The following is a 21,733-nucleotide window of genomic DNA, read 5'->3' as shown; positions in this document are numbered from 1 at the left end:
GGTTCTCCTATACTTCTCTCGGTCCCACGCTGCAGAGTGGAAAGAATACGGTAGCCCGTAGCCTGGATGAAGTGCAACAGAATCCGGGAGAGCACTGCACCAATCATCCCGGATTCTGTTGCACTTCATCCAGGCTACCTTACTCTTAAGAATTAACCATTCAATATCACTCACAGCTGATCCAATAACGCTCCTTTTCTTCAGAAAAGCTAAAAAGCCCCTCCCCCCTTGATGGGAGGTTACGCGCTGTAGGGTGCGGCCCTGCCGCACCATCACCACTGCAAACAAACACCACCTTTGGTACAGCAGGGTCGCAACCGACGCTCGATATAGGTTTTTGTCAGCATCATCTTGAAATTGCTCAGCAGGAATTATCCTATTAGTTTATATGGTAATATCACTCATCGACCAATATTTAGTCCTGTTAACAGGCCCTAGATTAAAACAATCAGATGCAGGCTCACTGCAGTAGTAAGTGATCCAATTGGTCACCATATTAATAGCATTAAAGACAAACTCGAATATGCAAAAAGTGACCATACTTGTTGATGTACAAAACATTTACTACACAACCAAACAGGCTTATAGACATAACTTTAACTACAATGAGTTCTGGAAACAGGTCTCTTCCAACAGAGAGGTAATCAATGCGATAGCCTACACCTGTGACAAAGGCGACCAAAAGCAGAAACAGTTCCAGAACATTCTTAAAGCGATCGGTTTTGAGGTAAAACTCAAACCCTATATCCAGAGATCTGATGGGTCAGCTAAATGTGATTGGGACGTCGGCATAACTGTAGATGCAATGGAGTGTGCAGAAGAATCTGACATAGTCGTATTGGCATCCGGAGATGGCGATTTCGATTTATTGGCAAAAAGATTAGTTGCCGCTTATGGCTGCTTCGTAGAGGTCTATGGTGTTCCCCAGCTAACTGCAGCATCGCTAATCAATTCCGCATCAAATTATATACCTATCGAGGGTAGCCTGCTGTTGAGCAAGTGATATTTAGCATTCATTGCAATCTTATTGCGCACCCTTTCTCCTATCTTTGGTTTCATGAATTTCATATATAAAGGATCAGTTGTGGATATTTTACATATTCCTTTTATTAAAAAGGTTGGTCTAAAGAAAAATTGTAACGGAGCACTAACGCTCCCTTTTAACGAAACAGTTATAAATCACATACAAACCATTCATGCAAGTGCACTCTATGCTCTCGCAGAAGCAGCCAGTGGAGAACTTCTACAAAATCTCTTCCCAGACCTTGTTGGTAAAGTTCTACCTGTAGTAAGAGACGCTCAAATTAAATACAAACGTCCAGCAACAAAGCCAATAACTGCATATCCAAGAGTAGATGAAGAGGCAATTGAAAAATTTACCGGACAGCTTGAAAGGAAGGGGCGTTCGATAATAAAAGTTGATGTAGAAATAAAGGATAGTGAAAATATTACAGCTTGTGTCGGATCATTCAGCTGGTATGTACAAAGCCTGCAGGACAAAACCTAGCATACCTTACGTACCGAGATATCAAAAATCTGTAGGGTGGGGCCCTGCCCCACCATAGAGATTCGAAAATGGGATCAGGTGACTTGTTGTTTACTCAATATCTATACTATCCATCCTCAAGCAGTGGATTTCCATCCCCTTTTGGTGGGGCTGGGCCCCACCCTACGCTTGAGGCAAGGATTGCGCCTTACATCAACCTTATGCTGCGGGGGGGGGAGGTTGTGAGGCAGTACAAAACCTGCAGAATAAAACCTAGGGAACCTTTCGTACCGAGATATCAAAAATCTGTAGGGTGGGGCCCTGCCCCACCATTGAGGTTCGAAAATAGGATCAGGTGACTTGTTGTTTACTCAATATCTATACTATCCATCCACAAGCAGTGGATTTCCAACCCCTTTTGGTGGGGCTGGGCCCCACCCTACGCTTGAGGCAAGGATTGCGCCTTACATCAACCTTATGCTGCGGGGGGAGGTTGTGAGGCAGTACAAAACCTGCAGGATAAAACCTAGGGAACCTTTCGTACCGAGATATCAAAAATCTGTAGGGTGGGGCCATGCCCCACCATTGAGGTTCGAAAATGGGATCAGCTGACTTGTTGTTTACTCAATATCTATACTATCCATCCTCAAGCAGTGGATTTCCAACCCCTTTTGGTGGGGCTGGGCCCCACCCTACGCTTGAGGCAAGGATTGCGCCTTACATCAACCTTATGCTGCGGGGGGGAGGTTGTGAGGCAGTGCAAAGCCTGCAGGATAAAACCTAGGGAACCTTTCAAACTCAATCCGCAGCATTCTGAAATTGATGGGCAACAGGCATTGATATCCTTACAAGGTCCCCACGGCTATATTTCCCCCGCTTGGTACAGCAGCCCAGGCGTCCCCACCTGGAACTATCAGGCTGTTCATATCCATGGGGAGTGTAGATGTTTCAGGATGCCAGGGAGCTTCAGCAGGTTATCGAGGCCCTTACCAAGAAACATGAATCAGCTTTTGGGAGCCCTTGGACGCCTGAATACAGCGCTTCAATGTTGCAGGCTGTGGTTGGTGTCGAAGTCTCGATCAGGGAGGTCCAATGTAAGTACAAAATAAGCCAAAATCGCTCGAATCATGATCAATTACAAATAATAGGGCAATTAAGAGCCCAGGGATCACACAAACTTGCTGAAGCCATGGAGCAAAATGTGTTATAACTGCGCTCAGGAGGGGATCGCGCGTATTGCGTGCTCTTCAACGCCGTTTACAGCGGAAAATGTATACAGAGCAAGAATGTGACCAAGTTAGCTTAAAAGTTACTTATTCGCATACAATCTACACCCGAAGAGAAAGGCAGAAAGTCAATGAGTCAAGGTACAGTAAAGTGGTTTAACGCAGACAAAGGTTTTGGTTTTATTACCCCTGATGATGGTGGTAAGGATTTGTTTGTTCACCATTCTGAAATCCAAAATGATGGCGGCTACGCCACTTTGAAAGATGGCCAGAAAGTTGAATACATTGTAGGTCAGGGTCAAAAAGGTCCTTGCGCTACAAAAGTAAAAGAGATCTAAGCCGATCGACAATTACCATGCTGTGGTGATCAAAGCCAGGTTTAAGATGCTCTTAAACAGTGCTGTATCAAAATAGCAGGGTAATTTGTTTCGCAGGAGCAATCTGTAACAACACGGAAGTTGTAATAACATGAGCCTGTCAATTTATAGTGATCTTGTAGTTTACTTCCGTAATAACGCTGTATGCCCTTTTGTGTAAGTGAATTTGGTGTGCAGTAAAGATCACAACTCCTGCCAAACATTGAATATCACTGTCAATTGATACTAAATCAACTCATCAATTGACTGATATTTCCTGTGTGTCTTTTGCCATTCCATGATGACTCACCACTTCTCAGTGGTACATCATAGCGGCAAGGACATAGTCAGAAGCTAGATAAATAACATGCCAATAAGTGCTTTTTATTCAGCACGTTAAGCCAGCCCGGCAAGCGTTTTCACCGCCTATTCTTGGCGCAAAACGGATTGTGCGGGCTGTCTTTTTTATCTCAATCGCCCACTTCATCTGTTACATATACCAACGTCGGCATACCCACTATAAATTATGGTTATAAACCTTTTCAGAAACACAGAGCAGCTTATTGCTTTTGAGCCAGCTCGCTAAGTCCCCTTATAATCCGGCCAGGGCGCAAGGGAAGCGGCCCAGGCTGGGCCAATGACTCGGCTGACGACGGCAGCACTGACTCTGACTGTAGATAGTGAAAAAGCTGTCCGCCATGGTTTTGCTCAACCACCATCACTTTGCTCACCCCCCGAAGGGCCTGGAGTAGCTGTTCGCGCTGTAGCGGGGCAAGAATGCGTATCGCAATCACTTTGACTTTTTCCCCCTGCTGCAGAAGGTTCTCAGCAGCCTCTTTGACTGCACCAGTAGAAGAACCCCAGGTAATCAAGCAGGTGTCACCTTCACCTGAGATTTCAGCCCAGTAGTCACCAAAATCGAAATCTATCAACTTGTGCAGTCGTTTGTTCAACTGCTGGCGATGATCGCTCGCCATGCTCGAAGGGGTTCCCCGGTCATTATGCTCGAGGCCATCAGCGGTATACATGCCTCCCGCAGTTCCCGGCAGGCTCATGGGTGAAACATTTTCAGCAGCAAGCTGGTAACGTCGGTAGTCATCACCTGGCGTATCAGCAATCGATCGCTGCAGGGGCAACTCAATGTTCTCAGGTGCTTCAATGATGGCTTGGGATTGCCCCAATGACTGATCAGAGAGCACCAGAGAGATTGTCTGCAGGTGTTCAGAGAGCTGCACCGCCCACTGGGTTGTAAAAACTGCATCCCGTATCGAGAGTGGCGCGAGCACCAGGTGAGGCGCATCACCATGCAGCCCATACAGCGCAATATTCAGGTCAGATTGTTCTGATTTAGTGGGAATCCCCGTGGATGGACCGCCACGCATAACATTGATAACGGTAACTGGCGTCTCACTCACCAATGCCAAACCCAGCCCCTCCACCATCAAGCTAAGTCCCGGCCCAGAGGTCGCGGTCAACGAGGGCACGCCACCAAAGGAAGAGCCTATGATCATATTGATCGAAGCAAGTTCATCCTCTGCTTGTAGCAGTGAACCACCTACTTTTTCCAATCTCGGAGCCAACCATTCGAGAATTTCACTCGCCGGAGTAATGGGATAAGCGGCGACAAACCTTATACCGCCGCGTAGAGCGCCAAGCCCACAGGCCTGATTACCGGTAATACTCCATCGATCGGGTTGCTTACCTGGTGCTTTGCTTTGTATCTGGGGACGCTTGTCATGATTGAATCCCAACTCAAGGGCGCGCAGTGCACTCTCAACAACTTTCGGTTGTTTCGTATGTAATACCTGCCGCACACTCTCTTCCATAGCTTCCAGTGGTAGCCCGCACACAACAGCAGCAGCCCCCAGTGCCACCATATTGATGCGTCCGTCCGGCAGTCCTGAAGCAAAGGTTTTAAAGGGAATCTCTCGAATTTCAGCACCATTACTGCGTAGCAGAGCTGGTACCTCGCCCGCCTTGGGATCACAGAGTATGAGGCTTTTATCTGAGAGGGGAATTTCATCAGCAAAACGTTCGATATTGAGCCAATCAAGTGCTACCAGCAGGTCATACTGATCCCCCATAGAATCGACGGGCATAGGACCATATCGCACCATAGCCGCCGATTCACCACCTCTTATCTGAGGTCCTGCCGAACGGGTCATCAAGCCTTGAAATCCACATTGGGCCGCTGCTTCAAGAAGGATACGACCTGCAGTAACAGCACCACTGCCACCAGAACCGGTTATGGCAACAGAGTAGAGTTTGGGCTCTGCAGCGGATTGTTGGCTATTCATTGATGATGAGCACCTCTATCCTGCGATTACTTTTGCGACCAATCTCGGTCTCGTTATTTGCCACCGGGCGAGACTCACCATAACCGATTGCAGTTAAGCTGGTTCTCTCGATCCCACCTACCTTCTCCAGGAAGGAGGCTACAGTCTTAGCACGCTGTTGTGATAGATCTCGATTATTTTCATCCCCCCCTGTTGAATCGGTATGCCCGGAAACCACTACATCAGGGCTGGGGAAGGACTTTATCGCCGTCACGATCTTATCCAAAAGGGCAAAGTTTTCTGATTGGATATCGCTTCCTCCACTGGGGAAGTTAAAGCCTCTCAATTCAAGCAATATGTTGTGTCCCTGACGATAGACATTGGCCTCCTCGGCAGAGAACAGATCCTGAATCTTATCGAAGCGTGCTTGTGCCTCCTGATTTTGACGCTCTACTGTGGCCAAACGGGTCTCCAGATCGATCCTGGTGGCCAATTCCGCCTCTCTCAAGTCGGCTAAATGGGCCAGTTTGCCCTTTAGCGCACTCACCACTTCATGATTGGGGAGGTCAAAAGGTAAGGCCTCATCTGATGCTTCATTGATTTCAGCCAGCTGCTTTTGATACCACAAGATAGTATCTTCGGATGAGTACTCTCTTCGATCAAACTCTTTGATCAGTTCGGTGATTTCAATACTTCTTCTTGCCTGTTTACTCGCCTCAAGTGCGTGGCTCTTAGCCTTTTCCCGGTGAGTCCGATTTGTTTCCAGTACTGCGATGGCAAACGCGAGCTCCTCCCGGGCCATTTTTAACGTCTTGGGTGCATATTCATCCGCTTCGCTGTGTACTGCTTGAGAGATGTCATATCGTGCGTTTTCTGTTGCATCCTGCTTCAGGGCTTCCAGTTCGATCTCCGCATAGCCCTCCAACATTTCAGGGCGCCACTTCTTAGCGGCCTCGATATCGCCCTGCTCTACCTGTTCAGAGGCCAGTCGCAACTTATTCTCAAGCTCATTAAAGCGATCTTCCAACATACTGTCTGCGCCAGCTGCTATTGCCAGTCGTCGCGCTTCGATGACTTCACGCATCAGCTCCTTTGTCAGAATGGCATCCGCTTCGGCCTTATTGAGAATTTCACGGCCTTCAGCAAGGGTTTTTGTGAGTTGAGTATCTTTCTTTGAGCGACCAAGTGAAATAGCTCGCTGCAGTTTTTTCTCTGCTTGTTGAAATCCCTGTGGCGCAAGATTGTATAGCCCATTCTGCTTATCTTCAGCTAATCTGGACTTGAAGGCGGATATCTCACCATAGGTTTCTATAACCTGATATTCCGAAAGGGTTGGTGCGGTGGTACAACCAAAAAAGAGCTGACTCAAAATGATGAGAGAAGCACATCTCTGTAAAAGCGTCATAGCTTACATCTCCAGGGAATTCCAAGCATCAAGGAGGCTATACCGGTAAACATTTTACCTCTCTGAGCATTTTCTAAAGGCATCATATCACTGCCTTAGACCGACCGCGATTCCTGCTACAACAAGTGATTCCTCTACCAGTCAAGCTCAGCAAGCCAGAGACGTAGTCTAAGTGTCAATTCAGGGGTATAGCCCACTGAAACAAATCTGATATTGTGATCTTTATCGATAATGAAGCTGGTAGGCAGGCCTTTCACTCGCCAGAGCGAAGATAGCTTGCCACTTGGATCGTTTATGGTTTTAAGACCCAACTCGTGCTCTTTCAGATAGTCACTGACCTCCTGATCTGACCCTGACTGCATTGCCACAGTCAACACCGAGTGATCTTCAGACAACTGATCAATGGTGGAATTCTCCACCTTGCATACCGGACACCAGGTAGCCCAGAAGTGTAGCAGTACAGGTCCATCCGTATAGGAGGTCAAATCCACAGGCAAGCCATTCAGGGTATTCGCCATCAGTGTCGGGGCCACCCCTTCCACCAGGTTACGGGTTTGCCAGAGATGGATCAGAAACAGGATCAGAACAAATCCGGCTAACTGCAATGTCCAACTCGTCAATCGACGACGCAACGGTTGCTTAGCTGACTTCTCCTGTTTCGCCATGAGACATCCATCAAACGCTAAGCAGTAAATTCACGATTATTCCCGTTCCTCTATCCAGGCAGCCTGGATGGCTTCCAAAATTTTCTCACCCGAGTGGTGTGGATCATCATCAAACTCATCCAATGCAATGACCCAGGCTCGCAGATCAACAAAATTGATGGTGAGGGGATCAACTTCCGGATAGGTTTCGTCGAGTTCAATGGCAATATTGATGCTATCAACCCATTTTAAGCCCATGACAATCTCCTAATCAGTGAATCAGTGGTGCTCAGATACCATGTTGATGGTGTACTTGGGTATCTCGATCACCAGATCTTCTTCGCCTACTGTTGCCTGACAGCTCAAGCGGGATTCGGGTTCAAGCCCCCAGGCTTTATCCAGCATATCCTCTTCCATCTCTTCAGCCTCCTGCAAAGAGTCAAAGCCTTCACGCACGATGACATGGCAGGTTGTACAGGCACAGGACTTTTCACAGGCATGTTCAATCTCTATACCGTTCTTCAACGCGGCATCGCAGATCGTTACTCCCGGCTCTACATCGATTGCCGCCCCTTCAGGGCAGATCTCTTCATGGGGTAGAAAGATGACTTGAGGCATACGGCTTCCTATAACTTCTATTCGAATTCATCGACACTGTGCCCTGACATGGCCTGCTGAATACTTTGATTCATGCGTCTTTCCACGTAGAAACCACAGCTTTTTTCGAGCTCTGCAATCTGCTTCTTGATCTGCTCCAGGCTTCCTTCCTGTCGCACACTCTGCAGGGATGAGAGCGCTTCATTCACCTGTTGAAGTTCACTATCATTGAGCAGCTTGCGCCCATCTTCAGCCAAAGCTGCCTGCAGGGCCTCGATCACCCGTTCAGCTTCGACCTGCTGCTCTCTAAGGCTTCGTGCCTGCTTATCCTCGCTGGCATGCGCGATGGAGTCGCGCAACATGGTTTCGATCTCCTGATCTGTCAGACCATAGGAGGGTTTCACCTCGATATTTGCTTGCACACCACTACTCTGCTCGACAGCACTGACACTCAGCAATCCATCCGCATCTACGGCGAATGTTACTCTGATTCGCGCAGCACCAGCCACCATCGGTGGGATACCGCGTAACTCAAACCGGGCCAGTGAACGACAATCTGCTATCAGCTCACGCTCACCCTGAACCACATGGATTGCCATTGCCGTCTGACCATCTTTGAAAGTGGTGAACTCCTGGGCTCTGGCTACTGGAATGGTTGTATTCCGGCTGATCAGTTTTTCGCTCAAACCGCCCATGGTTTCGATACCCAATGAGAGAGGAATCACATCCAGCAACAACATCTCATCGCCAGGCTTGTTACCTACCAGGATATCCGCCTGAATCGCAGCACCCACTGCCACCACCCGGTCAGGATCAATATCGACCAGTGGCTCGGTTTTAAATAGTTCACCTACCCGTTCCCTTACCCGTGGCACTCTGGTGGAGCCACCGACCATAACGACTTCATTGACCTCTTCAACGGTTACGCCTGCATCCCTCAAAGTACGGCGACAGGCCATCAGGCTCTTTGTCACCAGCGGATCGATCAACTCGTTGAACTGCGCTCGAGATAACATGCCCCGCCACTCGTCACCCTGCTCAAGCGTTATAGCGATCTCAGTCTCATCACGCTCTGTAAGGGCCTCTTTGGCGTTGCAGGCTGCCAGCATCAGTCGTTTGATCATTGAGTGACCTAAATCCTCATTGATACCCGCCTGCTGCATAATCCACTCTGCCAGGTTGCGGTCGAAGTCATCCCCGCCCAGGGCAGAGTCGCCACCGGTGGCCAGGACTTCGAATACGCCCTTGTTGAGTCTGAGAATTGAGATGTCAAATGTGCCCCCTCCCAGATCGTAAATTGCATGTATCCCTTCAGCCCCTTTATCCAAGCCATAGGCGACTGCAGCTGCTGTTGGTTCATTGAGCAGTCTTAATACATGCAGACCTGCAAGTTTTGCGGCATCTTTTGTCGCCTGGCGCTGCGCCTCATCGAAATAGGCGGGAACGGTGATCACTACCCCTTCAAGCTCGCCACCAAGGGTTTGCTCGGCCCGTTTGGAGAGTTGTTTGAGCACCTCAGAAGAGACTTCCACAGGCGAGATATCCCCGGCATCTGTCTGTATGCGGGGAACAGTGCCCCCCTCATCCACGAACCGGTAGGGTAACTGGCTACCCAGTGTCTTGATATCGCTTAAACCCCGGCCGATCAGCCGTTTTGCTGATGAGATAGTATTGAGGGGATCATCCACCTCTGAGCGCTTCGCTTCATAGCCCACCAGCACAGCTGCTTTCTGATATTGCACAACTGAGGGCAGCAGATGACGCCCCTGATCATCCGGCAAAGTTTCAGCCTGACCACTACGTACACTGGCAACCAATGAGTTGGTGGTGCCGAGATCGATGCCCGCTGAAAGGCGGTGCTGATGAGGTGCCTCGGCCTGACCAGGCTCAGCAATCTGAAGAAGTGCCATCTATCGCATTCCACTCAATTCAATTGATCTTCCAATTCTGCCTCCACACTCTCAGTTTCAGTGCGAAGCTTTTGCAGGAACCGCATTTTTCTCAATGTTTCACGGGCCTCTTCCAACTGCTCTTCGTTCGGCGTTTCAAACTGAACTGCCATCTGAGCAACCAGATCGGTAATCTGCTTATTTATGCGACTGCTCAAATCGAGCAGGGACTCATAGGGACCAGAGGAATCTCTAAGGCTTTCCAACTCCTCTCGCAACTCCATCTGTTGCATGAGAAAGGCCATATCCTGGGTCGATTCATTCTGTACATCCATCTCGATCCCATGCAGCGTAAGCAGATAGGCAGCCCGAGCGACCGGATCCTTGAGGGTTTCAAAGGCCTCATTGATCAAGGACGCGCCCTGCACAGAGAGCCTTCTCTCCTGCTCTGTACCATTGGCATAACGATCGGGATGTACAACCCGTTGTAAATCACGATAGCGATCAGCCAGGGATGTGGTGTCCACAATGTATCCCACGGGCAAACCGAAGAGGTCAAAATAGTTTTTCGAAAAATCCAGCATATCGAAAAAACGGCCGCCCAAGAGCAGCCGTCCCAGATCCTGTGTTATGAAGTATTAAACTGTGAAGCTCTCACCACAACCACATTCGCCGCTCGCATTAGGGTTGTTGAACTTGAAGCCTTCGTTAAGACCTTCCCTGGCATAATCGACTTCAGTTCCGTCCAGGTAGACAAGACTCTTTGGATCGATGATGACCTTGACGCCCCGCTCTTCAAATACCTGGTCTTCATCCTGAAGTTCATCTACAAACTCAATTTCGTAGGCCATGCCGGAACATCCTGAGGTACGCACACCTAGACGAATCCCAATGCCCTTGCCTCGATTATCAAGAAAGGTTCTGACACGCTTTGCTGCGGCTTCTGTGATAGTAATGCCCATATCTATACTCTATCAGATCGGTACTCAGGGGTGCCGGGATTATTTCTCTTTCTTGTCAGAATAGTCTTTGATCGCCGCCTTAATCGCATCTTCAGCCAACACTGAGCAGTGCACTTTTACTGGCGGTAGAGCCAACTCCTCGGCAATTTCTGAATTCTTGATCTCTTGAGCCTGCTCCAGGGTTTTACCCTTGACCCACTCAGTCAGCAGACTGCTTGATGCAATGGCAGAACCACAACCGTAGGTTTTAAAGCGGGCATCTTCGATCACACCGCTATCGTTGACTTTGATTTGAAGACGCATTACATCACCACATGCCGGAGCACCTACCATACCGGTGCCGACTTGGTTGTCATCTTTGTCGAAGGCACCCACGTTACGTGGATTTTCGTAATGGTCCAGGACCTTGTCACTGTATGCCATAGTCTAACCTCTGAATGAAGCGGTCAATGGGCCGCCCATTGAATAGATTTCAGGTCGATTCCATCCTTGAACATCTCCCACAACGGCGACAACTCACGTAGTCGCTCAACCTCGGTACGGATCTTATTGATCGCGTAGTCCACCTCTTCCACGGTGGAGAATCGTCCCAGAGTAAAACGGATGGAACTGTGTGCAAGTTCATCCTCTCGCCCCAGGGCGCGTAGTACATAACTTGGCTCCAGACTCGCAGATGTACATGCGGAACCTGAAGAGACCGCCAGATCTTTGAGTGCCATAATCAGGGATTCACCCTCGACAAACGCAAAACTGACGTTCAAATTACCAGCGACACGGCTGTTCTCATCGCCATTCAGATAGACCTCTTCCATGTCCCGAATACCATCCCACAGGCGTTGACGAAGGCCAATTATACGCTCATTTTCAGCAGCCATCTCTTGTTTCGCGATACGGAATGCCTCACCCATACCGACAATCTGGTGAGATGCCAAGGTTCCTGAGCGCATGCCTCGCTCATGTCCACCACCATGTGTCTGGGCCTCCAGACGAACCCTGGGTTTGCGCCTGACATACAGCGCGCCTATGCCTTTCGGTCCATAGATCTTGTGTGCGGAAAAGGACATCAGATCGACTTTCAGCTTTTCCAGGTCGATAGGTACCTTTCCAGCGCTCTGCGCGGCATCCACATGGAACAGGATCTTCCGTTCACGGGTCAGTTCACCGATCGCTTCTATATCCTGAATCACACCAATTTCGTTGTTAACATGCATTAGAGATACCAGAATGGTGTCATCCCTCAGGGACAACTCCAGCTTCTTCATATCAATTAAACCGTTTGGTTCTGGATCGAGATAGGTAATCTCATAACCATGTCGTTCCAGTTGCCGACAGGTATCAAGGACAGCTTTATGCTCTGTCTTACAGGTTACGATATGGCGGCCTTTCTTAGCATAGAATTCAGCAACACCTTTAATGGCAAGATTATTTGATTCGGTGGCACCAGAGGTCCATACAATCTCTTTCGGATCAGCATGAACCAGATCGGCTACATCCCGCCGTGATTTGGTAACTGCCTCATCCGCTGCCCAACCGAAGGCATGAGAACGGGATGCGGGATTACCAAAAGTACCATCCTGCGTGAGATAGCTGCACATAATCTCTGCCACACGAGGATCAACCGGTGTGGTCGCTGAATAGTCCATGTAAATGGGTAACTTCATCTCAAACTCCGACATTCGAACTTATCAGACCCCGGCTGGGCCACTGGATATGTCTGTCATGGCGATATCCATTGCCGAAGCGGCGGGATCTTGCTCCGGTTGCTCCTGGCGTTGAGCAACCTCTCTTACAGCCTGACGATCCATCAAGTCCTGGAGGCTGATTTTATTCAGATAACCATATATCTGATTACTCAGATCGGACCATAGATCATGTGTCAGGCAACGTTCGTTGTTCTGACAATTGTGGGCGCCATTGCAGCGGGTGGTATCTATATTCTCATCGACAGCTGAAATCACTTCACCGACATAGATCTCATCTGCACTGCGACCAAGACTGTAACCGCCTCCCGGCCCACGAACGCTGGCAACCAGTGACTTTTTGCGCAGCCTTGAGAATAGTTGCTCCAAGTAAGAGAGAGATATGCCCTGCCGTTGGGCGATGTCAGCCAGAGTTATCGGTCCCTCGCCAAAATGCAGAGAGAGATCCAACATCGCAGTCACCGCGTAGCGGCCTTTAGTGGTAAGCTTCACTTCATCAGCTCCGTGAATATTTTCAAATGCTAATATACATTCCCAACCAAAATAGTCAAGATTATGCCACCCTGATCATTCGGTGGTTTTCCCATCTCCAGTAGCCTCATCATCGAGCTTTTTCAGCTCTTCAGCCGTGGAGATGATTTCACAGGAATCGAGATCCGGTAATTTTGACTCATCCTCATCAATTCCCAATTTCTTCATTGCTTCACACATCGATTGCATCTTTGTGTCCATGACGTGTATATGATCCAACATGCAGTTGATCGCATGGGCTACCGGATCAGTTGCGTCCTTGGTTGCACCATAAGCATCAAAACCGATTTTCTTTGCAATCTCTTCCCTGTGGCCGTTCTCTTCCTGCTTTCTGGGTGTAATGAGTTTACCGGGGACACCCACTACTGTTGCACCTTCTGGTACGTCTTTGACGACCACTGCATTGGAGCCAATCCTCGCCCCCTCGCCTATTTCGATCGGGCCTAAAACCTTGGCACCTGCACCCACAACAACATTATTGTTGAGGGTTGGATGTCGTTTACCCTTTTCCCAACTCGTTCCCCCCAGCGTCACGCCATGATAGAGGGTACAATCGTCGCCAATCACCGCTGTCTCGCCAATCACCACGCCCATACCATGATCGATAAAAAAACGTCTACCAATCACTGCGCCTGGATGGATCTCAATACCGGTCAGTAGCCTGGCCAGATTGGAGACTATCCTTGCAAGCCATTTAAGACCCAGATTCCACAACTTATGAGAGAGGCGGTGAAACATCACCGCATGAACACCCGGGTAGGTAGTAATGACCTCCAAAGTGTTTCGGGCAGCAGGATCACGCTCAAAAACACTCTGGATATCCTCTTTCCAGCGTGAGACTTTTACTCCTGATTTATCCAACTGCTTACCTACGACTGATTTTGCTTGAGATGACTGAAACTCTGGATAGAGTCATTAATGGCATATCACCAAAACACCACCAGAACCGCATTCGCCCTGATCCCGTCTTTCCAATCCCACCATGGACTCGATCCCGAATTGGAAATGACTCTATTAAACATAATGGTGGCATGAGGGAAGCAGATTATCCACAATCCCGCATAAATTACTAGGGTATTAATCAATGAACCGGCAGGCAAGCGCCATTAGACTTTCTAAGTGACTGTAATTTATAGAATAGTGTTTTCTTGATCAGCATGACAGACCGCCACAAAGAGAGCGCCATCAGCGGCGCATCGATTTTCGCCCCTGCATAGCGCTCAGAATACCCCTGAGGATATTCACCTCATCTTTGTCCAGGCGCGCCCGCTGGAACATACTGCGTAGGCGTCTCAGGAGTTTTTCCGATTGCCTTGTATCGGTAAACCCGATGTCATCCAATGATTGCTCAAGGTGATTATGGAAGCTTTGAAGCATATCTGCGGTCGCCAGATCCCGTTGAGGCTGTTGCTCAACCTCCTCTCCTTGCAGGGATGCCAGATAGACCTCGTAACTCAATACCTGAACCGCAGCACCCAGATTGAGCGAACTGTAGGCCTCGTTGGTTGGAATATGTACCAGGAAAGTACAGCGATCCAGCTCACTATTCGTTAATCCTGACCGCTCCCGGCCAAATACTAATGCCACTTCTCCCTCCTGAGACTCCTCTACCAGTTTAGAGGCTGCCTCTCTGGGTGAAACCACTGGCCAATTAACTGTTCGCGCTCTTGCACTGGTTCCAACCACCAGCCGACAACCCAGCAACGCCTCATCGAGAGAGTTGACTACACGGGCATCATTTAGCAGATCATCTGCCCCAGAAGCACGGGAAGTGGCTTCAGCATCGGGAAATTGCAGTGGATTTACCAGATAGAGCTGTTTCAGGCACATGTTTTTCATTGCTCTGGCCACAGCGCCTATATTGCCTGGATGACTGGTATCCACCAGTACGATTCGAATATTGTTCAGCATAGCTGCGCAAGGGTACCCGATATGGGGTCTGGATTGTAGTAAGAGGAATCTGTCTCAAATAATGCTCTGCGATTCAAGCCGGACTCACTTTAAATCGACACCTCTGGGAATCAGAATCGTGTTGATCTAAAGCAGCGAGACAAAGCAATGGCTATTCCCAATCAGTAAAGGGAGATTTTGAATAAATGGTTTATCCTGCCTGCGACATGCTGTATCCTCGCCGGCCATGAATCCTATGGTAAACATCGCAGTTCGTGCGGCCCGCGAGGCCAGTCGAGTCATCACTCGGAATTTCAACCGTATCGACCGTCTGACCATAACTGACAAGGGCAGTAACGATTTCGTCACCGAGGTGGACCGCAATGCCGAAGCGGCCATTATCAACGTATTGCGAGAGAAGTTTCCCAGCCATGCCATCCTTGCAGAAGAGAGTGGTAGCCACTCTGGTGATGAGTATCAATGGATCATCGATCCACTTGATGGCACCACCAATTTTCTGCACGGTTTCCCCCAATTTGCCATTTCAATTGCGCTAAAGGTCAAAGGACGCCTGGAACTCGGCGTGATCTACGATCCGATCAGCGAAGAGATGTACACTGCCAGCCGGGGAGAAGGCGCTTTGCTGAATGACCATAAGATCCGGGTCGCAAACCGCAAGAGTCTTGACGGCGCTCTACTAGGTACAGGCCTGCCCTATCGTGACTTCAGGTTTGAAGAGAATTACATGGGTATGCTTCGGGATCTGATCAAAGATAGCGCCGGCATTCGTCGCCCAGGATCGGCAGCACTCGATTTTGCCTATTTGGCGGCCGGCCGTACCGACGGCTTCTGGGAACTGGGACTCAGTGAATGGGATTTTGCTGCAGGTGCTGTACTGGTGAGAGAAGCTGGTGGCCTGGTGACTGACATTGGAGGTGGTGAACGCTTCCTGGAAACCGGCAATGTGATTGCTGGCAATGTAAAAGTCCACAATGCCATGCTGAGACGGATCCGACCTCATCTAAATGACAAACTTACCGCTTAATTCCCACCCTCAAGAATAAAGTTCACAGATTGCGGACAGTTGCCTGTCCGACCCTCAAGATTAGTCCGCTGCAACCGTTAGATCGGTTGAACCTAAAAAATCAGTTGGCCGCTCCATTCTAATAGCAGGTTTCTGATTTTGTTGAAAAATAGCTTCGACGGTCATGGTCACCTGTTGGGTGAATAACGCTGCCCAACTGATCTTTTTAGGTTAAAGAGAAACTCTAACCAAGTCGGATTATGTGAAATGTTAGAAGAGCTTAAAAAGAAGAAGAGACTCAGTGACCGCGCGCTTGAGCGGGTTATGCGAGATGTTATGAGTGGAATGATGGATGTCTCTCTACAGCTGGGGAAAGAGTGCCTGGAAACACCAACAGCCGGTGTCACACTCACCTCTCACAACAACCAGGAGGAGATGCTTGAAAACAGCGATGAATTGAATAAACGCTGATAGTCCTGTCTCTGATTCAAACCCCAGACTCTGTCATCTATAGAGCCCGGTGGTCAAACTTCCAATTGGTTTTTTCGGGTTAACCACTCACAAACCAGCGGCGCAGCTTTCACCCGACTAAATCAAGTGAAAGCACCCTGCCTTAAGGTGTTTCATCAACGATCTCATCATCCTTTTTCACCGGCATCAGGTCGGCGCGACTGACCCCCATTGAAATCACCGAAGTACTGGCGACATAGATCGATGAGTAGGTACCAATCACAACGCCAACAATAAGCGCCAATGCAAAACCGTGGATGATCTCACCACCAAACAGAAACAGGGCAACCAACACCAGCAGGGTCGTTCCCGATGTTATCAAAGTTCTGGAGAGGGTCTGGTTGATCGAAGTGTTAATAATATCAACCGTCTCACCTTTGCGCATTTTACGGAAATTCTCACGAATGCGGTCAAATACGACAATCGTGTCATTCAGCGAATAACCGATCACCGCCAACACAGCTGCCAATACAGGTAGATCGAAATCAACCTGAAACAGAGCGAAGAAACCGATTGTGATCAGAACATCATGAATCAGAGCGATCACAGAACCCACAGCAAATCGGTACTCAAATCTCAGACCAACATAGATGAGAATGCCGATCAGTGCATATAACATGGCCAGACCGCCATCCTCTGTCAATTCATCACCAACCTGCGGGCCAACAAACTCCACTCGACGTAAATCAGCATTGGAATCGACGCTCTGCATCGCCTTGAAGGCACGATCACTCAATTCAGCACTCTCCACATCCTCTCTGGGCGCAAGTCTGACCAGAACCTCACGGGATGTGCCAAAGTGTTGAACAACAGCATCTGAAAAGCCATCGCTATTCAAGGCCTCGCGCACTGCGGCAAGTTCCACAGCTTGGGGATATTTAACCTCAACCAGGGTGCCACCTGTAAAGTCGATCCCCAGGTTGAGTCCTCGCACAATGATCGCACCAAGGGCGATCAGCAGCAGCACACCGGAGAAGATGACCGCCAGTTTGCGTTTCCCCATTAAGTCGATATAACTACCTTTATTCAATATCTGCATCTGTTCCGCCTCTTCAGATCGCCAGGGATTTAACGCGCTTACGACCGTAGATCATATTAATCACCGCTCGAGTTCCGATGATGGCTGTAAACATGGAGGTTAAAATACCTATAGCCAGCGTCACTGCGAAACCTTTAATCGGCCCGGTTCCAAAACTGAACAGCACTATCGCGGCTATCAAGGTTGTGATGTTGGCATCGATGATGGTGGAGAAGGCCTTTTCATAGCCTGACTGAATACTCGCCTGGGGCGAATTGCCGTTTGCAATCTCTTCACGGATACGTTGGAAGATCAACACATTCGCATCCACTGCCATACCGACAGTCAATACGATACCTGCGATACCTGGCAGGGTCAGTGTAGCCTGTAACAGCGAGAGTATGGAGACTATCAGCACCAGGTTCATTAACAGGGCCATGTCTGCTACCAGACCAAACACCTTGTAGTAGATTGCCATGAATACCATCACCAGAGCCAGACCGATCATCACCGAGGCAAAACCCTGATCTATACTGTCTTGTCCCAGGCTGGGACCTATTGTGCGCTCTTCGACAATTTCGATTGGCGCAGCCAATGCACCAGCTCGTAGCAACAGCGCCAGGTCATGGGCCTCTTCTGTACTATCGAGTCCAGTAGTTTGGAAACGTCTACCAAAAGGCTCACGAATAGTCGCGATGGAGATGACCTCCTCCACCTTTCGCTTCACCTTAACCGCTTTGCCGTCGACCATGCGGGTCGTAGTGCGATTCTCGATAAACACAACAGCCATCGGTTTACCAACGTTCTCATTGGTCATACGGCGCATACGTTTTGCACCTACACCATCCAGGCTGACAAACACCGCTGGTGAACCTGACTGCTGATCCAGACCGGATGAGGCATCAACGATCTGGTTACCGGTTACGATAACCCGCTTCTTAAGTAATACCGGTTGACCATTACGCTCTTGATAGAGACTCGACCCAGGTGGAACCCGTCCGTTAACCGCATCCTCGACACTGTGTTCGGTATCTGCCAGACGATACTCCAAGGTTGCCGTAGCACCGAGAATCTCCTTTAACTTGGCAGGATCCTGAGCACCAGGCAGTTGTACGACAATGCGTCGAATACCCTGTTGGGTTATGGATGGCTCGGAGACACCCAAGGCATTAACACGATTTCGCAGGGTGGTTATATTCTGCTGTAATGCAAACTTCTGGACATCCTGTTTCTCAACAGGAGACATACTGACGATAACCAGAAAAGCATCGGCTTCATCGACCTCTTCCACATTCAGTGAGCGGAATTCATTACCGATCAGTTCAACTGCTTCGGCGCGTTTCTCTATGGTATTGAACTTCACAAATACCTGGTCGTTTTCCCGACTGATGCGGACATATCTCAGCTTCTTTTCACGCAACAGGGTACGGATGTCGCTACTGTAGCGCTCTGCCGCCTGCTCTATTGCAGACTCCATGTCGACATCAATCAAAACGTGAATACCACCGCGCAGATCCAAACCCAGATACATAGGTTCTGCTCCGAGCCCTCTTAACCAGTCGGGCAGATCGGGAGCAAGTGTCAACGCCGGGGTATAGTTATCTCCCAGCGAGGCAGTAATTTGGTCCATTGCCTTGAGTTGATCTTCTGAACTGTTGAAACGTACCAGCAATTTCTGCTGACGCATCTCAATGCCTTTAGCGGTGATACCCAACTGTTCCAGAGCCTCTTCGACACGACTCTGGGCCGCTTCATCGATCACCCCATTACGGGTTGCCGAGATCTCCATGGAGGGATCCTGTCCAAACAGGTTAGGCAGGGCGAATAGTGCGCCCAGCAGGACCACCACCAGAACCATTAGATTCTTCCAAAGTGGATATTGGTTCATTGTGTCTTCTAATTTAAGTTATGCCATTAAATAGGGACAGCCTGACCGGCTGCCCATGCGTATCGATACGACCTGGACTAGAGCTCTTTCAGAGAACCCTTGGGAAGCACAGTGTCCACCGCCTGACGACGAATTTTAACTTCAGTCCCTTCAGAAACCTCAACCAGGATAAAGTTCTCACCCACATCAGAGATTCTGCCTGCAACGCCGCCAGAAGTCACAACCTCATCCCCTTTGGCCAGAGCATCGGTCAACTTCTTATGCTCTTTCTGACGTTTAATCTGCGGACGGATCATCAGGAAATAGAGCACCGCACCAAAAATGACCAAAGGCAGTAATCCGGTAATTGCATCGGCCTGACCAGTTGTGGCGCTTGCTTCCGCCATCGCATCGGAAATAAAAAAACTCATTGTTATCAACCTCTCAATAGGGGTTAAGAAAACTGGCCCAAGCCGCCTAAGCAAGCTCTGGGCAAAAAATCAGCCGCCGATTATGACATAGATATGAGTAATAATCAGTGGTTTGTGCTGTCCAGAAGCAGTTTTCAGATCAACATCCCGCCAGAGCAGGAAATTGCCCGAAAAACTCAACAGTGATTCATTGATATTCACTGAAACGTAATTGAATTGAAACGTACAAGTGTTCACCCCTGTGGTGGCATCAGATGGCCGAACAACTGCTTTGAATACCTTTTACCACACCAAAGTGACGAAAAAGCACTCCATGACTCATTATGTAGCCTGGATGAAGCGAAGCGGAATCCGGGATAACCTTGCCCCCCTGTGGTGGCACCAGATGGCCGGACAATGCTTTGAATATCTCTTACCGCACCAAGGTGACGAAAAAGCACTCCATGACTCAATTATGTAGCCTGGATGAAGCGAAGCGGAATCCGGGATAACCTTGCTCCCCTGTGGTGGCATCAGATGGCCGGGCAACTGCTTTGAATATCTCTTACCACATCAAAGTGACGAAAAAGCACTCCATGACTCATTATGTAGCCTGGATGAAGCGAAGCGGAATCCGGGATATCCCTGCCCCCCGGATTCCGCTTCGCTTCATCCAGGCTACGTCTTCTAAGTTGATTTAGAGAAAACCGTTGCGTGCCCGCCCCACCAGAACCGACCAAAAAGCATCCATCAAATTGTCTTGCCTGGGTCTTTCTTGAAAGCCTCAGTACCAGATCGACACATAAGCCTTGATGACATTCGCCGAAAAGGAGTAGTAAGGCTCTTCACCAACCACCCCGCCTCGAGTCAGATCCCGGAAATCGTCATAGTCGAAACGGATGTAATCGTAGGCCAGATTGAGACTGCCACGGTCGATGAATTGCCAGAAATTTGGCTTGATCGCGTAACTCATAGAGAGACCAATGGTGTGACTTTGAAAGCTACTCAACTCCTTATCCCTGGCAAGATAGGTCTGAGGCGCGCGCCGGGAGAACAGATCGCTGTAAAAATCAGCCCCTTCCTGGGTATAGTAGCGATAGCGTATATCAAATACCCACTTCTCCTTGAAGGGATGGGTATAGGCAAACTCCAGATTATTGGCATCAATACCCCAGGTATCGTTGAAGTAGCGATATTCACCACTCAGAGCCGCCCTATAGGGAAGATAGTATTTCAGCCTCAGCGCCAATGCGTTACTGGTACGGGTTTTTGGGTATATCTCCGGCAGATAACTGAAGCCATTGCTGCCGAGGGGATCAAGGTATCGGTAGGAGCGATAGGGGTTGTTGAGATAACCCTCATCAGTGATGGTCTCCCAGCCGACACCCAGAATGGTGTTCTTGGTTAGTATCTGGCTCAGGCCAACCCGATAGTTCTGTCGCTTAACTTTCTCTCCGAAATCAGGGTCTCCATTGCGGCTGATGTCGTCATTACCCACCGAATAACCCAGTGAGACTGTTGTCAGATCGCCAAACATGTCGTGACTGATAGTGAAACTGCCGGTATCTGATAAGTAGTCACTCTCGTCACTCTTAGTTAACGCCAGACTCATCAAGGTCTTGTTATGCAGATAGTCCATCGACAGACTGGTCTCTGTTCGCTCTTCGGTATAAGGCGATGCGGTAGAGACCACATCCACAGAGGCGCTGGAGATTGAGTCCACATAGTAGTTGGCATTCAGTGAGAGGGAGTCACTAACAGATTTACGCACCAGAATCGAAGGGCCATCAACTTCAACCCCACCGCCATCGTAACGGTGGTACATGATATCGGCCCTATCTTCAGGCAGCACTGTGGCAAACAGACCAAAGCCAGGTATTGCGGCCATGACCATCAACAGCCATTGTCGTCCTGGACTTTGAAGAGCAGTTAATTTTTTCAT

23 protein-coding genes and 1 pseudogene are annotated in these 21,733 nt (G+C 49.1%); 6 read left to right on the top strand and 18 right to left on the bottom strand.

From position 1 onward, the window contains the following. The first annotated feature begins 523 nt into the window (after positions 1–523). From AC4IE7_RS20150 to AC4IE7_RS20135, 4 genes and pseudogenes are all read left to right on the top strand, one after another. A complete protein-coding gene (locus AC4IE7_RS20150) occupies positions 524–1,003 on the top strand; it encodes an NYN domain-containing protein (RefSeq protein ID WP_490778670.1) in 480 nt (159 codons plus the stop codon). An 81-nt stretch (positions 1,004–1,084) separates the two neighbouring features. After that, a complete protein-coding gene (locus AC4IE7_RS20145; protein WP_490778669.1) occupies positions 1,085–1,507 on the top strand; it encodes a YiiD C-terminal domain-containing protein in 423 nt (140 codons plus the stop codon). A 545-nt stretch (positions 1,508–2,052) separates the two neighbouring features. Next, positions 2,053–2,696, top strand: a pseudogene (locus AC4IE7_RS20140) (FMN-binding negative transcriptional regulator). A 147-nt stretch (positions 2,697–2,843) separates the two neighbouring features. Next, the gene (locus AC4IE7_RS20135) at positions 2,844–3,050 is read left to right on the top strand and encodes a cold-shock protein (protein WP_490778668.1); all 207 of its coding nucleotides are present in this window, start codon (positions 2,844–2,846) and stop codon (positions 3,048–3,050) included. A gap of 578 nt (positions 3,051–3,628) precedes the next feature. Here AC4IE7_RS20135 and AC4IE7_RS20130 read toward each other — a convergent pair. The 13 genes from AC4IE7_RS20130 to trmJ form a co-directional block, all read right to left on the bottom strand. After that, complete coding sequence (locus tag AC4IE7_RS20130) at positions 3,629–5,365, bottom strand: 2-oxoacid:acceptor oxidoreductase subunit alpha (RefSeq protein WP_490778667.1); 1,737 nt, start codon at positions 5,363–5,365, stop codon at positions 3,629–3,631. Beyond that, a complete protein-coding gene (locus AC4IE7_RS20125) occupies positions 5,358–6,749 on the bottom strand; it encodes an OmpA family protein (RefSeq protein WP_490778666.1) in 1,392 nt (463 codons plus the stop codon). Before AC4IE7_RS20125 ends, AC4IE7_RS20130 begins: the two co-directional genes overlap by 8 nt. A gap of 134 nt (positions 6,750–6,883) precedes the next feature. Further along, positions 6,884–7,414, bottom strand: coding sequence for a protein disulfide oxidoreductase (locus AC4IE7_RS20120; RefSeq protein ID WP_490778665.1), 531 nt, complete (start codon positions 7,412–7,414; stop codon positions 6,884–6,886). 36 nt (positions 7,415–7,450) lie between these two features. After that, complete coding sequence (gene iscX, locus AC4IE7_RS20115; protein ID WP_490778664.1) at positions 7,451–7,651, bottom strand: Fe-S cluster assembly protein IscX; 201 nt, start codon at positions 7,649–7,651, stop codon at positions 7,451–7,453. A 21-nt stretch (positions 7,652–7,672) separates the two neighbouring features. Next, on the bottom strand, positions 7,673–8,011 hold the full coding sequence (fdx, locus tag AC4IE7_RS20110; RefSeq protein WP_490778663.1) for an ISC system 2Fe-2S type ferredoxin: 339 nt from the start codon (positions 8,009–8,011) through the stop codon (positions 7,673–7,675). Between the two features lie 17 nt (positions 8,012–8,028). Continuing rightward, the gene (gene hscA, locus AC4IE7_RS20105) at positions 8,029–9,900 is read right to left on the bottom strand and encodes a Fe-S protein assembly chaperone HscA (RefSeq protein ID WP_490778662.1); all 1,872 of its coding nucleotides are present in this window, start codon (positions 9,898–9,900) and stop codon (positions 8,029–8,031) included. Between the two features lie 14 nt (positions 9,901–9,914). Then, entirely contained in the window at positions 9,915–10,484 is a 570-nt protein-coding gene (gene hscB, locus AC4IE7_RS20100; protein ID WP_490778661.1) for a co-chaperone HscB, read from the bottom strand. Between the two features lie 33 nt (positions 10,485–10,517). Next, positions 10,518–10,841 carry an iron-sulfur cluster assembly protein IscA gene (gene iscA / locus AC4IE7_RS20095; RefSeq protein ID WP_490778660.1) on the bottom strand — a complete coding sequence of 108 codons (324 nt, stop codon included), beginning with the start codon at positions 10,839–10,841 and terminating at the stop codon, positions 10,518–10,520. Between the two features lie 39 nt (positions 10,842–10,880). Beyond that, a complete protein-coding gene (gene iscU, locus AC4IE7_RS20090) occupies positions 10,881–11,264 on the bottom strand; it encodes a Fe-S cluster assembly scaffold IscU (protein ID WP_490778659.1) in 384 nt (127 codons plus the stop codon). 23 nt (positions 11,265–11,287) lie between these two features. Continuing rightward, a complete protein-coding gene (locus AC4IE7_RS20085; protein ID WP_490778658.1) occupies positions 11,288–12,502 on the bottom strand; it encodes an IscS subfamily cysteine desulfurase in 1,215 nt (404 codons plus the stop codon). Between the two features lie 24 nt (positions 12,503–12,526). Then, positions 12,527–13,033, bottom strand: a complete 507-nt coding sequence (iscR, locus tag AC4IE7_RS20080) for a Fe-S cluster assembly transcriptional regulator IscR (protein WP_490778657.1) — start codon at positions 13,031–13,033, stop codon at positions 12,527–12,529. A 75-nt stretch (positions 13,034–13,108) separates the two neighbouring features. Further along, positions 13,109–13,933 carry a serine O-acetyltransferase gene (gene cysE, locus AC4IE7_RS20075; RefSeq protein ID WP_490778656.1) on the bottom strand — a complete coding sequence of 275 codons (825 nt, stop codon included), beginning with the start codon at positions 13,931–13,933 and terminating at the stop codon, positions 13,109–13,111. A 324-nt stretch (positions 13,934–14,257) separates the two neighbouring features. Continuing rightward, the gene (gene trmJ / locus AC4IE7_RS20070) at positions 14,258–14,983 is read right to left on the bottom strand and encodes a tRNA (cytosine(32)/uridine(32)-2'-O)-methyltransferase TrmJ (RefSeq protein WP_490778655.1); all 726 of its coding nucleotides are present in this window, start codon (positions 14,981–14,983) and stop codon (positions 14,258–14,260) included. Positions 14,984–15,209: 226 nt separating this feature from the next. Between trmJ and AC4IE7_RS20065 the strand changes: the two genes are divergently transcribed. Beyond that, positions 15,210–16,007: an inositol monophosphatase family protein gene (locus AC4IE7_RS20065; RefSeq protein ID WP_490778654.1), complete on the top strand. Its 798-nt coding sequence runs from the start codon at positions 15,210–15,212 to the stop codon at positions 16,005–16,007. Positions 16,008–16,253: 246 nt separating this feature from the next. After that, positions 16,254–16,457 carry a hypothetical protein gene (locus AC4IE7_RS20060; RefSeq protein ID WP_490778653.1) on the top strand — a complete coding sequence of 68 codons (204 nt, stop codon included), beginning with the start codon at positions 16,254–16,256 and terminating at the stop codon, positions 16,455–16,457. Between the two features lie 142 nt (positions 16,458–16,599). On the opposite strand, the gene secF is transcribed toward AC4IE7_RS20060, so the two are convergent. The 5 genes from secF to AC4IE7_RS20035 all read right to left on the bottom strand — a co-directional run bounded on the left by secF (position 16,600) and on the right by AC4IE7_RS20035 (position 21,733). After that, entirely contained in the window at positions 16,600–17,535 is a 936-nt protein-coding gene (secF, locus tag AC4IE7_RS20055; protein ID WP_490778652.1) for a protein translocase subunit SecF, read from the bottom strand. Between the two features lie 13 nt (positions 17,536–17,548). After that, complete coding sequence (secD, locus tag AC4IE7_RS20050; protein WP_490778651.1) at positions 17,549–19,402, bottom strand: protein translocase subunit SecD; 1,854 nt, start codon at positions 19,400–19,402, stop codon at positions 17,549–17,551. 77 nt (positions 19,403–19,479) lie between these two features. Beyond that, a complete protein-coding gene (gene yajC, locus AC4IE7_RS20045; RefSeq protein ID WP_490778650.1) occupies positions 19,480–19,812 on the bottom strand; it encodes a preprotein translocase subunit YajC in 333 nt (110 codons plus the stop codon). Between the two features lie 512 nt (positions 19,813–20,324). Beyond that, entirely contained in the window at positions 20,325–20,531 is a 207-nt protein-coding gene (locus AC4IE7_RS20040) for a hypothetical protein (RefSeq protein ID WP_490778649.1), read from the bottom strand. Positions 20,532–20,575: 44 nt separating this feature from the next. Further along, the gene (locus tag AC4IE7_RS20035; RefSeq protein ID WP_490778648.1) at positions 20,576–21,733 is read right to left on the bottom strand and encodes a DUF3570 domain-containing protein; all 1,158 of its coding nucleotides are present in this window, start codon (positions 21,731–21,733) and stop codon (positions 20,576–20,578) included.

Source organism: Candidatus Thiodiazotropha sp. AKAK3, from assembly GCF_058244645.1.
Note: the sequence above shows the minus strand (reverse complement) of the source record. Positions and strands in the feature narration are given on the sequence as shown.

Coding starts and splice junctions, on each gene's coding strand:
- AC4IE7_RS20150 (WP_490778670.1), top strand. CDS start 524: ATGCAAAAAGTGACCATACTTGTTGATGTACAAAACATTTACTACACA.
- AC4IE7_RS20135 (WP_490778668.1), top strand. CDS start 2,844: ATGAGTCAAGGTACAGTAAAGTGGTTTAACGCAGACAAAGGTTTTGGT.
- AC4IE7_RS20130 (WP_490778667.1), bottom strand. CDS start 5,365: ATGAATAGCCAACAATCCGCTGCAGAGCCCAAACTCTACTCTGTTGCC.
- AC4IE7_RS20125 (WP_490778666.1), bottom strand. CDS start 6,749: ATGACGCTTTTACAGAGATGTGCTTCTCTCATCATTTTGAGTCAGCTC.
- AC4IE7_RS20120 (WP_490778665.1), bottom strand. CDS start 7,414: ATGGCGAAACAGGAGAAGTCAGCTAAGCAACCGTTGCGTCGTCGATTG.
- iscX (WP_490778664.1), bottom strand. CDS start 7,651: ATGGGCTTAAAATGGGTTGATAGCATCAATATTGCCATTGAACTCGAC.
- fdx (WP_490778663.1), bottom strand. CDS start 8,011: ATGCCTCAAGTCATCTTTCTACCCCATGAAGAGATCTGCCCTGAAGGG.
- hscA (WP_490778662.1), bottom strand. CDS start 9,900: ATGGCACTTCTTCAGATTGCTGAGCCTGGTCAGGCCGAGGCACCTCAT.
- iscA (WP_490778660.1), bottom strand. CDS start 10,841: ATGGGCATTACTATCACAGAAGCCGCAGCAAAGCGTGTCAGAACCTTT.
- iscU (WP_490778659.1), bottom strand. CDS start 11,264: ATGGCATACAGTGACAAGGTCCTGGACCATTACGAAAATCCACGTAAC.
- AC4IE7_RS20085 (WP_490778658.1), bottom strand. CDS start 12,502: ATGAAGTTACCCATTTACATGGACTATTCAGCGACCACACCGGTTGAT.
- trmJ (WP_490778655.1), bottom strand. CDS start 14,983: ATGCTGAACAATATTCGAATCGTACTGGTGGATACCAGTCATCCAGGC.
- AC4IE7_RS20065 (WP_490778654.1), top strand. CDS start 15,210: ATGAATCCTATGGTAAACATCGCAGTTCGTGCGGCCCGCGAGGCCAGT.
- AC4IE7_RS20060 (WP_490778653.1), top strand. CDS start 16,254: ATGTTAGAAGAGCTTAAAAAGAAGAAGAGACTCAGTGACCGCGCGCTT.
- secF (WP_490778652.1), bottom strand. CDS start 17,535: ATGCAGATATTGAATAAAGGTAGTTATATCGACTTAATGGGGAAACGC.
- secD (WP_490778651.1), bottom strand. CDS start 19,402: ATGAACCAATATCCACTTTGGAAGAATCTAATGGTTCTGGTGGTGGTC.
- yajC (WP_490778650.1), bottom strand. CDS start 19,812: ATGAGTTTTTTTATTTCCGATGCGATGGCGGAAGCAAGCGCCACAACT.
- AC4IE7_RS20035 (WP_490778648.1), bottom strand. CDS start 21,733: ATGAAAAAATTAACTGCTCTTCAAAGTCCAGGACGACAATGGCTGTTG.